Annotated in this window: 9 protein-coding genes and 1 pseudogene; 7 read left to right on the top strand and 3 right to left on the bottom strand. The window is 39.0% G+C overall.

The genetic code is table 11. From position 1 onward, the window contains the following. Positions 1–226: 226 nt before the first annotated feature. A pseudogene (iscB, locus tag IQ236_RS21590) lies at positions 227–982 on the bottom strand (RNA-guided endonuclease IscB); the annotation flags it as partial. Positions 983–1,210: 228 nt separating this feature from the next. Continuing rightward, positions 1,211–3,127 carry a DUF1565 domain-containing protein gene (locus IQ236_RS21585; RefSeq protein WP_193871187.1) on the bottom strand — a complete coding sequence of 639 codons (1,917 nt, stop codon included), beginning with the start codon at positions 3,125–3,127 and terminating at the stop codon, positions 1,211–1,213. Positions 3,128–3,441: 314 nt separating this feature from the next. On the opposite strand from IQ236_RS21585, the gene IQ236_RS21580 reads away from it, so the two are divergent. From IQ236_RS21580 to IQ236_RS21550, 7 genes are all read left to right on the top strand, one after another. After that, positions 3,442–4,512, top strand: coding sequence for a thiamine phosphate synthase (locus IQ236_RS21580; RefSeq protein ID WP_193871186.1), 1,071 nt, complete (start codon positions 3,442–3,444; stop codon positions 4,510–4,512). Positions 4,513–4,527: 15 nt separating this feature from the next. Next, positions 4,528–4,743: a sulfur carrier protein ThiS gene (gene thiS / locus IQ236_RS21575; RefSeq protein WP_193871185.1), complete on the top strand. Its 216-nt coding sequence runs from the start codon at positions 4,528–4,530 to the stop codon at positions 4,741–4,743. 186 nt (positions 4,744–4,929) lie between these two features. After that, positions 4,930–6,189 (top strand): GTP cyclohydrolase II, encoded by a 1,260-nt coding sequence (locus IQ236_RS21570; protein ID WP_193871184.1) that lies wholly within the window; start codon positions 4,930–4,932, stop codon positions 6,187–6,189. Between the two features lie 137 nt (positions 6,190–6,326). After that, a complete protein-coding gene (locus tag IQ236_RS21565; RefSeq protein WP_193871183.1) occupies positions 6,327–6,710 on the top strand; it encodes a type II toxin-antitoxin system RelE/ParE family toxin in 384 nt (127 codons plus the stop codon). After that, the gene (locus IQ236_RS21560) at positions 6,697–7,026 is read left to right on the top strand and encodes a helix-turn-helix domain-containing transcriptional regulator (protein WP_193871182.1); all 330 of its coding nucleotides are present in this window, start codon (positions 6,697–6,699) and stop codon (positions 7,024–7,026) included. The genes IQ236_RS21565 and IQ236_RS21560 overlap by 14 nt, the downstream gene beginning before the upstream one ends. 178 nt (positions 7,027–7,204) lie before the next feature. Next, entirely contained in the window at positions 7,205–10,276 is a 3,072-nt protein-coding gene (locus IQ236_RS21555; RefSeq protein WP_193871181.1) for a type ISP restriction/modification enzyme, read from the top strand. A 164-nt stretch (positions 10,277–10,440) separates the two neighbouring features. Continuing rightward, positions 10,441–11,682, top strand: a complete 1,242-nt coding sequence (locus tag IQ236_RS21550) for a URC4/urg3 family protein (RefSeq protein WP_193871180.1) — start codon at positions 10,441–10,443, stop codon at positions 11,680–11,682. Here IQ236_RS21550 and IQ236_RS21545 read toward each other — a convergent pair. Beyond that, positions 11,679–12,272, bottom strand: a complete 594-nt coding sequence (locus IQ236_RS21545; protein ID WP_193871179.1) for a PAP/fibrillin family protein — start codon at positions 12,270–12,272, stop codon at positions 11,679–11,681. The genes IQ236_RS21550 and IQ236_RS21545 overlap by 4 nt on opposite strands. Positions 12,273–12,420: the final 148 nt, after the last annotated feature.

Here is a 12,420-nt window from a genome sequence, read left to right as displayed (position 1 = left end):
TGTACGCTTAGAAAATTTGTTTGGCTCATTGTGGGAAAAAATGGCAGTGATTTCCCCAAAGTTATCATGACACCTTTGGGTACGATGGGGATTGATTCGAGCGATCGCTTCGTCGAACTCACGTTAATTCATCTATCTTCCTCTGTGGAGACTCCCAGTGAACCTGTAATCAGGTCAGTGGTGAGAGGAAACAGAGGGCAGGGTTTATGTTGCATACAAGTAACCATATATCGGGTTTTTGGGCTAGAAACTTTTCAATATCTTGAGTCCCTTTTTTCAGGTTACACTTCTCACAAGCTAGGCATAAATTACTGATACGGTTAGAACCTCCTTTGGTTTTAGGTTGAATATGTTCTATCTGAAGAGGAACATTTTCTCTTCCACAGTAAGCACATTTTCTTTGCCATTTTTGCAATAAGTATTCTCGAACTTCATAACCTTGCAATTCCCCTTGTTGGTATTCAATTGCTGAGATTTCAGGATTCTCAAGTTTTTGTAAATCGAATCTAACTAACTCTTGGGTTATTGAACAAATAGGGGCAAATCTGAGCATTTTTTTCACCCAGGTTAGAGTGGTTTCAACTCGATGTTGCAAGGAGGGAGCTAACCATCCTTCTGAACGTTTTCGGTTCAAAAATCGAGGTTGACGATATCGAGTTTGGCGATTTCTTCGGGAACGACGTAATAAACGCCGAGATTCCAAACTGGCTTTAATCCCTTGACCCCGATGAGTGAGTTCTGCACCCCAAATCACTTTATCACCTTGAACTAAAGCAATTCCTGTGGCTTTGGAACCTGGATCTAACTTCAGTTCTATTGATTCAATCTGAGAATTTTCAACGGTTTTCTTTAAGATAATTGTAAACGGATATTTTCGGAAAACAGTCGCTTTCTCTTGTTTTAGAAGTTTCCTGGCGACCGAAGGGTGGCAAGGGCTTAAAGGTTGGTCTTTGGCATCAATTACGAAGACGTAATTAGACATTTCTGTCTCTCCTATTTCTAGGGTAAAGTTAGCTTTGCCAAGGTTTTAAGAGCTTTTTAATCTAGTAACACTTCCTTAACCCGATAAAGATGTTTAATTACTAGAGACAGAGCCGGGGACTAGCTACGCATCCACAGGGTGTCGTGACTCAAAAAACGGAGTTCAAGAAGAACTTAGGCGGGTAAACTATCGGCTTTTTTCAAAGCCTCCACTGTACTTGTACTCAAGTCAGTCGGGGTTGTTTACTAACTCAATTCTTGCCCTTAATCCATTGCTGGTTAACTGTTGTAACAGCCAATTTGCCCGATATTGATCTCGAAAAGCCCCCGCTTGAACAACTTGTCGCCCTGCAACCACCGTAGGAAAGGCTTCTGGCACAATTGAGCGAATCCGACGAAGCTCACTATCATTACTACTTTCCACCACAACTCGATACCTTAAGCCCAAAGCCATCGGACTTAAAGGAATTGCTTCACCGCCGCCACTGGCGACCTCATTGGGAAGTAAACCCCCACCCGACCCAATGGGAATATCTGGCCCCGGAACCGCTAAAACCCCAATGGCTGCAATGGAAGCGGGTTGAGTGGGTTGAGGCGGTTGGGTAATCGGTTGTGTTTGTTGAGGTTGGGAACGGGGAGAGGGAGACTGGGGGGAAGGACGATTTAAGATTAACCGGGAAAAGGTTGAGATTAATGACCCAGCTATAGAGTCCGCCGATGAGGTGGGTCTTGGGGGGGGTTGAGGAGGGCGACGAGTATTCGGTAAGGGGGGTAAGTTAGGAGATTCAGGAGGAGGAACCGGAATGGGAATGGCGGTGGCGGTTTGAGTGGGAGTTGGGGCGGGAACGGGAATCGGAATCGGGTTTTGAGCCGTTGAATTGGATTCGGGAAGATAGACCGGAAGGGCGGAGGGGGTGTTAATCGGGGTCTGGGTAGCGGGATCGTTGGCAACAATGGCCACAGGCTGTGGAGAGGGGGCGGGAGAGTTTAAGATCTGACTGACCAGGGGAGAAGGAGCGGCGGCGGGGGTATAGGTTCCTGACACTTGAATCGCCCCAAACACCTTAGCGGTGGATAATTGGTTTCCGTAGGCTTGAATTTGTTGGCCCTGGGTTCCGTTATTGAGATCATAACGGCCGTTATTGCGAATTACGTTGCGTCCGGGTTCCTGAGTATTACCCAAATCAGGTAAAGATTGAGCGATCGCGACAATTCCATCTCGTTGATTTCGTTCAATTTGATTATCCCGTAAAATCGGTCGAGCGTTAGCTTGAATCACCACCCCATCTTTATTATCAACAACACGATTTCCGATCACAAAAGGGGCTGCATTTTGAGCAATATTAATTCCAAATCCGGTATTTTGAAAATCGTTATTCCGAACTTCGGGGCGAGAATTCCCATAAATCGTCATGCCATTGGCGCCATTTTGAGCAAAATAATTCTCTTGAATAATCGGCGCACTCATTCCCACCACAGAAATGCCATCGTGGGTATTTCCAATAAAGGTATTTTGAGAAACAATTAAAGAACTTGATTCAATCCATAACCCATAGCCTCGGTCACTGGAATTAGTAATCGTTACTCCACTAATTTTTGAGCCATTTGCCCCTAATACGGCAATATTTTGGCGGGCAAATGTTCGGCTAGTGTAGAACCCGCCGCCTTTAATCACAACATCTTTGCCCTTTGTATTCGGATTGCCTTGCAGGGTAATATTATCATGTAAAATAATCGGAAATTGTTCTCCGGTTTCGCCACTATAGGTTCCGGGTGCTAAAATAATTGCAGTATTTCGTTGGGCTAAACTTAAAGCTTTTGTAATCGTTCTTAAAGGGGATTGTTGTGTGCCTTGCCCTTGATCATTTCCCGTTATTGAACTAACATAAATCACCGCCGTTGAACGATTGCTGGCTTGTGTTATCGGTTGATTGTTCGCAGGAACGGCTAACCCAGAAACAGGTTGAAACAATCCTAACCCCAAAGTCACTAATAGTAATGGGGAAAAAGATTGCAATACCCTCAATAAAAATGGTGAAGAAAATGGCAGGGCAGTTGGGACAAACCATAAACAAGATTGAGGAATACCGAGTTGTCGAGTCATTGTAGGGGGGTAGGACTGAAGGTTCGGATTAGCATTGATCATTTCCGTTGTTGCACTCAGAACCTGAATTTGTTGTTAAGCTTGGGTACTTCCATTGACAGTTACGGCTTAGGGTTGTCCAAGCATAACAACAGGGGGTCAAACTACAACAACGGAGTGCCAAAATTCAGCGACTCTGACGGACTGAAATTAGTTTAAAATTTCAATGGCGTCAAACCAGCCTTAATTTTGCCTTAAATTTAACCTTTTGGCTATTAAGAATTTTGAACTTTGTTTCGACGCACCGAGGGTCAATTTGAAATTGACGAATATTATATCTTGAATTGGAACATTACGCACTCATTGAGGAAGATTGGATGGAGGAACAATACAGTCCCTTGGCGCAACCGATTTTATATCGGATTTTAGATGCCAACTTAGACCGCACCCGTGAAGGGTTAAGAATTATTGAAGAATGGTGTCGGTTTGGACTCAATAGCGGAGAACTCGCAGAAGAATGTAAACATCTGCGCCAAGAAGTTGCCCGTTGGCATACGATGAACCTACGTTCCTATCGTAATACAATCGATGATCCGGGTACAGAATTAACCCATCCCCAAGAAGAACAACGTTCAGGAATTGAACAATTATTACAAGCCAATTTCTGCCGCGTTCAAGAAGCCTTACGAGTTCTGGAAGAATACGGCAAATTATATCATCCAGAAATGGGAAAAACCTTTAAACAAATGCGCTATCAAGTGTATACCTTAGAAACTCGTTTACTGGCTCATGATCGGCATAAAGTTTTACTGAATTCCTATCTTTATTTAGTCACTTCCCCAGGAGAACGGTTATTATCGATTGTGGAAGCAGCCTTACAAGGAGGATTAACTTTAGTTCAATATCGAGATAAAACCTCTGATGATGAAACTCGACTGAAAACGGCTCAAAAATTATGTCAATTGTGTCATCGTTATAATGCCTTATTTTTAGTTAATGATCGCGTTGATATTGCCGTCGCCGTTGATGCCGATGGCGTTCATTTAGGACAAGATGATATTCCCATTGAATTAGCTCGACAAATCCTTGGCCCCCAACGATTAATCGGTCGGTCTACCCATAGTCCTGAAGATCTAAAACGGGCAATTCAAGAAGGAGCAGATTATATTGGAGTCGGGCCTGTTTATGAAACCCCAACGAAGGCAGGAAGAGCCGCAGCAGGCTTAGAATATGTTCGTCATGCCGTTAAAAATTCAATGATTCCTTGGTTTGCCATTGGAGGAATTGATATGAATAATTTGGATGATGTTATGGCAACGGGTTGCGATCGCATTGCGGTGGTTCGTTCTATTATGAATGCAGAACAACCGACTTTAGTAACTCAATATTTCCTCTCTCAACTCAATCGTTTTAGAAGCCTAAAGTCCTATAAAGTCTTACCCAAATAACCCTAAATTGATATCATGGCTGAAACCATTACCCTCAAAGTTAATGGAGAATTAAAAACCTGTTCTGCGGGTTTAACACTTCCCCAATTTTTAGAACAGCAAGGTTTAAATCCCCGGTTAATTGCTGTAGAATATAACGGTGAAATTCTCCATCGTCAATTTTGGGATCAAACTGAAATAAAATCAGGAGATGTCTTAGAAATTGTCACCATTGTTGGAGGCGGCGTTTAATTTGTTATCCTGCGTAGGGGCGGGATTATCCCACCCTTACCAATAATGATTTATTATTATTTTGATTCATTAACCCAACCTAATTATTGACAGATTCCCCATTCGTAATTCGTAATTCCTAATTCCTAATTCCTAATTCCCCATTCCCTATGTCAATATGAGATAACCTCAAGCACGGATACAGCAATGGCGAAAGAAAAGCGAGATTCCAAACCTAGGCATATTGTTCTGACTTCTCACCCCACCCCCTACGGCGCCAAACCGATCCCCATTCATTGGGGAAACGCCGATCCCCTCAAACGTGGCCCCTTAATTGGAACCTTGACCGATCCTAGCCATCGTAACGTAATTGGAACCCATTCCGGTTCTTATGCCATTTATCGCGCCTTAGCAGTGGTTCAGGGAAGCTTAAAAACCGACCATCGCGCCGACTTAACCAATACTTCCCCCATTGTCAATATTGGCCCCTATCCCAGTTGGGCTGATCCTGATAAAATTGTCGCCCTCGATCCCTTTGGGGCGGTGGTTGGGGATGTATTTACCGACTATTTTGAAAAAGGCTATGATATTCGCCCGACTATTGCGATTACAAAAGCCCATATTAATATGCCCGAATTATACGAGGCAGCCGCCAAAGGACGGTTAAAATTAGATGGGGAAATCATGAAAGAAAATGGGGATTTAGTGGTTACAAAAGCCGCTATTGAACCTGTGTGGTATTTACCCGGTGTTGCCCATCGTTTAAAGGTGAGTGAAAGCGATTTACGTCATGCTTTATTTGAACAAACTGGGGGGATGTTTCCTGAGTTAATTACCCGTCCTGATTTACAAGTATTTTTACCGCCTATTGGTGGGGTTACGGTTTATATTTTGGGGGATATTTCAGCCATTACTGATCCCGATCGCCCAGTGGCGGTTCGAGTTCATGATGAATGTAATGGGTCTGATGTTTTTGGGTCTGATATTTGTACCTGTCGCCCCTATTTAGTGCATGGCATTGAAGAATGTATTAGAACAGCCCAGGAAGGGGGTGTCGGGGTGATTGTGTATTATCGAAAAGAGGGACGAGCATTAGGAGAAGTGACGAAGTTTTTAGTTTATAATGCCCGCAAACGTCAAACGGGAGGCGATCGCGCAGACGCTTATTTTGAACGGACAGAATGTGTAGCAGGGGTTCAAGATATGCGCTTTCAAGAGTTAATGCCGGATGTGTTACATTGGTTAGGAATGACTCAAATTGATCGCTTAGTTTCCATGAGCAATATGAAATATAATGCCATTGTCAATTCGGGAATTGAAGTGGTGAAACGGGTTCCTATTCCTGATGATTTAATTCCGGCGGATGCCAAGGTTGAAATAGAAGCCAAAAAAGCCGCAGGCTATTATACCGAAGGGGAAATTTTAGATGCAGAAGGGTTAGTGAGTGTGAAGGGTCGAGAGTATTAAGGGTAGAGAAATCGGGTTTTTTTAGGGAAGTTTGGGAGAATACAAACCCTTGAGAAAAACCCGGTTTCTGCATAGTTAATATTTAGTTCTAACCTAACTTGACTCAGAGTAACATATAAGTTACTATGGTTCTAAGTATGAAAGTTCAAGAATACCTTAGAGAAGATGGTTCAAGCCCTTACCAAGAGTGGTTTGATACTTTAGATGTTTATGGTGCGACTAAAGTATCAACTGCTATCGTTCGCTTAGAGTTAGGTAATACATCAAATATTAAATGGTTTGATGGTATTGGTGAATTAAAAATTGATTATGGCCCTGGATATCGAATTTATCTTGTCCAACAAGGTCAAGAACTTATAATTTTATTTGGGGGAGGAACAAAAAAAACACAACAATCAGATATTGAGAATGCTAAAAATTTATATCAAGAATACAAACACAGAAAAAAACAAATTTTAAATCAAGAGAAAGCTCAAAAGAGGCATAAAAATAAAAAGAGAGGTAAATATGGTAGAAATTAGTAGAGATTTTAAAGAAACAATTACTGCACGAGTTCAAAGAGAACCTGATTTTGCGATGGCTTTATTTGATGAAGCGATCGCTCTATTTTTGAATGGAGAACCTGAAGTTTCCCGATTAATATTGAGAGATCTAGTTAATGCAACAATCGGTTTTGAAGAACTAGCTCTTGAAACCTCAAAACCTAGCAAAAGTTTACACAGAATGTTATCTGCAAAAGGTAATCCAACGATGGACAATTTAACGGCTATTTTTGATGTTCTTCGTCGGAAACTCAATGTTGAAATTAAAGTTAATATAGTAGCTTCTTGTCGCTAAAATATTATGGGTTACTGATGCTATAATGTTCCGAGCTATTATAACGGGGAACACTTCGACAGGCTCAGTGCTTCGCAGTAAGCTGTGAATCGGTTAAAGAATAATTTTTATTAAATCTAATATTTTTTTAGAGTTTAACATGAGAGAATTAGCAAAGGAAGTCTGAGGGTTTTTTTTTATGACAATGCTAAACTTGAAACCCACCCATAAACCTGTTAAAGCTTATTATGACGCTTTACAACAGTTTGCAAAGTTGGGGGTTTCCCATGAATTAGCAGTGAAAGATGCCTTTGCAGACTTATTAAAAGCTTGTTGTCAACAATTTAATTTAACCTTAGTTCCTGAAAAATCGATTAAATTACCCAACGGTAAAAGCATTCGGGTTGATGGTGCGTTAGTTCGAGATGAAACCCTACAATATGGCATTTGGGAAGCGAAAGATAGTCATGATAAATTAGACCGAGAAGTTAAACAAAAATTTGCCGTTGGATATCCGAAAAATAATATTATTTTTCAAGCTCCAGAACGGGCGATTTTATGGCAAGGGGGAAAACAAATCTGTGATGAGGATATCACAAAACCGCAAATTTTAGTCGATACCTTAAAGTTATTTTTTGAATATCGAACGCCTGCGATCGCACAATGGGAAACGGCGGCTTCTGAATTTGGCGGACGAGTTAAAGAGTTATCGGGTAAACTGATTAATTTAATTGAAACCCAACGGAAAATAAACCCGAAATTTATTCAAGCGTTTAGTGAATTTACGGAAATTTGTCGTCAAGCCATTAACCCGAATCTTGCTGAGGCTGCGGTGGAGGAAATGTTAATACAGCATCTCCTCACAGAACGAATTTTTAGACGAATTTTTGATAATCCTGATTTCACCCGTCGCAATATTATTGCGGTGGAAATTGAAAAGGTAATTCAAGCGTTAACGTCTAAATCCTTTAGTCGAGATCATTTTTTAGGGGAAGTAGATTATTTTTATCGAGCGTTAGAAGATGCAGCCCAAACTATTAATTATTATAGCGAAAAACAGCATTTTTTGAATACGGTTTATCAGAAATTTTTTCAAGGGTTGGCGGTGAAAGTTGCCGATACTCATGGAATTGTTTACACCCCTCAACCCATTGTTAATTTTATGGTTAAAAGTGTTGAGGATATTTTACAAAAAGAGTTTGGCAAGTCGTTAAATGATAAGGGAGTTCATATTCTTGATCCCTTTGTGGGGACGGGTAATTTTATTTTACGGGTGATGCAGGAAATTAGAAAAACAGCCCTTCCTTATAAATATGAACATGAATTACACTGCAATGAGGTGATGTTATTACCTTATTATATTGCTGCGATGAATATTGAGCATCAATATTTTGAAGCAACGGGAGGTTATAAAGCTTTTGAAGGGATTTGTTTAGTTGATACGTTTTCGGATCAACAGGTTCAACAGTTATCGTTATTTACGCCAGAAAATACCGCTAGGGTTCAACGTCAAAGAAGTTCACCAATTTTTGTGATTATTGGAAATCCGCCTTATAATGCTTGGCAGGTTAATGAAAATGATAATAATAAAAATCGGAAATATGAAGAAGTTGATCAACAAATTCGAGAAACCTATGCTAAAGATTCAAAAGCAACTAATAAAAGTTCTCTTTCTGATCCTTATGTTAAAGCAATTCGCTGGGCATCTAATAGGATAGGAGATGAGGGAATTATTGCTTTAGTGACAAATAATAGTTTTATTAATGCTCTTGCTTTTGATGGCATGAGGAAACATTTAGAGAAAGATTTTGATTTAATTTATCTTGTTGATTTAGGAGGTAATATCAGAAAAAATACAGATCCTTCAAAAAGTATTCATAACGTTTTTGATATTAAAGTCGGAGTTAGTATTAATATTTTTATTAGAAAAAATAGACCCAACCAGTCTAAGAATACAAAAATTTATTATGCTAGTGTTGGTGAATTTTGGAGAAAGGAAGAAAAATTAGGATATTTAGATCAGTCGCAAAGTTATAGTAATATTGAATGGTCACTGATTAATCCTGATCAAAAATATACTTGGTTAACAGAAGGATTGCAAGATGATTTTGAAAGTTTTATCCCAATAGGCAATAAAGAAACTAAAGATAAATCGATTAATGAATCAGATATTTTTAGAAATTATAGTAGTGGTGTGCAGACAAACCGAGATGTGTGGGTGTATAACTTCAATAAAAATTTATTAGTTGAAAATATAAAATTAACCATAGAAAATTATAATCATCAGGTTTATCAATGGAAAACTAAAAGAACGCCTAAAGATACAGTAGATTCATTTGTTATTTACGATGACACTAAAATTAAATGGAGTAGTCGTTTAAAAGAGTGTTTAAATTCTGGGAATATAGCAGACTTTAACAATGAGAAGATTAGATTGTCTATGTATCGTCCATTTTCTGTACAACTTTTATATTTTGACGAAATTTTTAATCATCGTAGAGGTCAATTCGCTTATATATTCCCTACACTAGATACTGAAAAAGAAAATCGAGTTATTGCTGTAACTAATCATTCACAAATTCCTTTTTTAGTACAAATAACAAATTGTATTCCATCTCTTGATGTCGGTGGTCGTCCTGGTCAATGTTTCCCCTTCTACACCTACGACGAAGACGGAACAAACCGAAAAGAAAATATCACCGACTGGTCACTTGAAGAATTTAGAAATTATTACCAAGATCAGACCATTACAAAATGGGATATCTTCTATTATACCTATGGAATATTGCATCATCCCACCTATCGAGAACGCTACGCCGCTAACCTGAAACGAGAACTTCCGCGCATTCCCTACGCACCCGATTTTCGAGGGTTTGTAAATGCAGGACAACAATTAGCAGATTTGCATCTCAACTATGAACAACAACCCGAATATAACCTTAAATTTATTGAAAATGATCAAGTTCCGTTAAATTGGCGAGTTGAAAAAATGAAACTCAGTAAAGATAAAACCCAAATTATTTATAATGAGTTTCTCACGTTAAGCGGCATACCTCCAGAAGTGTTTGAATATCGCTTAGGAAATCGTTCGGCGTTAGATTGGATTATTGATCAATATCAAGTTAAAATTGATAAACGGAGTGGAATTGTTAATGATCCGAACCGTTTAGATGATGAACAATATATTGTGAGGTTAATGGGTCAAGTGATAACCGTTAGTTTAGAAACGGTTAAAATTGTTAATCATTTACCCGATTTGGGATTATACTAAGAGAAGAAGCCCTGAAGGGCTTACTACTTAAGAGAAGAAGCCCTGAAGGGCTTACTACTTAAGAGAAGAAGCCCTGAAGGGCTTACTACTTAAGAGAAGAAGCCCTGAAGGGCTTACTACTTAAGAGAAGAAGCCCTGAAGGGCTTACTACGAGGAGGGATGATATGAAAAATTTAGCAGATTATCAAAATGCGATCGCTTATTTTCGTTCTCCTCAAGCTATTCGAGAACGGTGTAATTTTATTTTTAATTTAGCGTTATCTGAACAATTACAACATTTCCGTTATTATCCCGAAAGGTTAGAATTGGTAGCTAATTTTGTGTTAGATAATATTAGACAAAATTATCCTAATCTTCAGGTTCCTTTCCATTCTCGATGGCGACATTTTGAAGTCGGGAATATTCCTCGCCTTGAAAAGTTACAAAAACAGCTAAATGATTTATCTTTAGTAGAACAAACCCAAGCAAAACTAGATTTAGCGATTATTAGTGTTTTATTAGATGCGGGTGCGGGGGAAAAATGGTACTATCAAGAACCTGAAACGGGGTTAGTTTGGCGACGTTCTGAAGGGTTAGCAATTGCAAGTTATGAAATGTTTTGTCAAGGGGTATTTTCAAGTGATCCTGAATCTCCGTTTCAAGTTGATGCTAAAGGATTAATAAATTTAACAGAATCTCAATTCATAAGCGGATTTCAAATTACTGAAAATAATCCTTTAACCGGAATTAAAGGCAGATTAGAACTGTTAAAAAAATTAGGAAAAACTTTATATGATTATCCTCATTTATTTGGAGAATATAACCCTAGATCTGGAAAATTAGCGGATTATTTTTTAACCCAAACCCAAGATAATCAACTCAGTGCGGTTACGGTTTTAACAGCTATTTTAGAAGGATTAGGAGAAATTTGGCCGGGACGATTAACCCTTAATCAGGTTAATTTAGGAGATGTTTGGTATTATCCAGGGTTAGAAGCCTTGGATTCCAAATATCCCTTTGTTCCCTTCCATAAATTATCCCAATGGTTAACCTATTCTTTACTTGAACCTTTGCAGGATTTAGGATTAGAAATTATTGATTTAGATCAATTAACGGGATTAGCAGAATATCGAAATGGGGGATTAGGGTTAGATTTAGGATTATTAGAATTAAAAGATCCAAATTTATTTAAAATCTTCCATAAACCTGATTCTAGTGTTATTATAGAATGGCGATCGCTGACTATTATAATACTGGATAAAATTGCTGATATTATCTGCCAAAAATTAAACTTTACTCCCCAAGAATTTCCCCTGGTTAAAGTCTTACAAGGGGGAACGTGGAACGCCGGACGAGAAATTGCGAAGCAACGCCGTTCTGATAGTTCTCCCCCTCTGCAATTAGAGAGTGATGGAACGGTATTTTAAGCTTGTTTTGTTAACACAAATACACTCCCTACATTTCCCCGTCCGATTCTTAAATCTGCATCTAAATAGGTAATATCTAACCAGCCTTGTTGATCCCGGGCTTGTAAATTAAAATCAATGGCTATAAATTTTTTACCTGTTTCAATATCCGCAATCAAAGAATTCGGGGATTGATACCCGATAAAGCGTTGAGAACCGATAATAAACCGATTAAATTTAACATTAACTCGTTTTTCGGAAACGGCTTCAAATTGGGCGGCGACACTGACTAATCCTTCTAATAAGGGTAAACTTTGAACTTCGGCGATATTATAAACTTTTTGATCGGCTACCCGAATACATTGATAAATTTGTCCTAATCTCAACAATGGAAAACGACCGATTCCTAATAATTCATCGCTACTGGTATATAATAATCGCCAATTGCCCTCTAACAGTTGAGGCACTTCCAACGGTCGAGGGTTGGGGTTGAAGTCCTCTAGTTGAGTAATGGCCGATAAAATAGCGACTTTATCGGTTTCAGTGGCGAGTAACCCTCGATTTTTACCCGCGATCAGTTCTAAGAGGGTGGCTTTTTTTTGATTAATCATAATTAAAATTTATATTATTAAAATAATGAGTTAGCTTTTTAAATCGATATCGAGTTTTATCGATTTAACAATTATGATACTGTCCATAATCAACTATTGTGTAAAATTACATTAAGTCTAACGTACTTCTATTTGACACCTGAAACTA

Source organism: Planktothrix mougeotii LEGE 06226 (assembly GCF_015207485.1).
GTDB lineage: Bacteria > Cyanobacteriota > Cyanobacteriia > Cyanobacteriales > Microcoleaceae > Planktothrix.
This window is presented reverse-complemented; position numbering and strand designations above follow the sequence as displayed.

Bases quoted from the DNA above. Each gene is read 5' to 3' on its own strand.
- IQ236_RS21585 (WP_193871187.1), bottom strand. From the start codon at position 3,127: ATGATCAATGCTAATCCGAACCTTCAGTCCTACCCCCCTACAATGACT.
- IQ236_RS21580 (WP_193871186.1), top strand. From the start codon at position 3,442: ATGGAGGAACAATACAGTCCCTTGGCGCAACCGATTTTATATCGGATT.
- thiS (WP_193871185.1), top strand. From the start codon at position 4,528: ATGGCTGAAACCATTACCCTCAAAGTTAATGGAGAATTAAAAACCTGT.
- IQ236_RS21570 (WP_193871184.1), top strand. From the start codon at position 4,930: ATGGCGAAAGAAAAGCGAGATTCCAAACCTAGGCATATTGTTCTGACT.
- IQ236_RS21565 (WP_193871183.1), top strand. From the start codon at position 6,327: ATGAAAGTTCAAGAATACCTTAGAGAAGATGGTTCAAGCCCTTACCAA.
- IQ236_RS21560 (WP_193871182.1), top strand. From the start codon at position 6,697: ATGGTAGAAATTAGTAGAGATTTTAAAGAAACAATTACTGCACGAGTT.
- IQ236_RS21555 (WP_193871181.1), top strand. From the start codon at position 7,205: ATGACAATGCTAAACTTGAAACCCACCCATAAACCTGTTAAAGCTTAT.
- IQ236_RS21550 (WP_193871180.1), top strand. From the start codon at position 10,441: ATGAAAAATTTAGCAGATTATCAAAATGCGATCGCTTATTTTCGTTCT.
- IQ236_RS21545 (WP_193871179.1), bottom strand. From the start codon at position 12,272: ATGATTAATCAAAAAAAAGCCACCCTCTTAGAACTGATCGCGGGTAAA.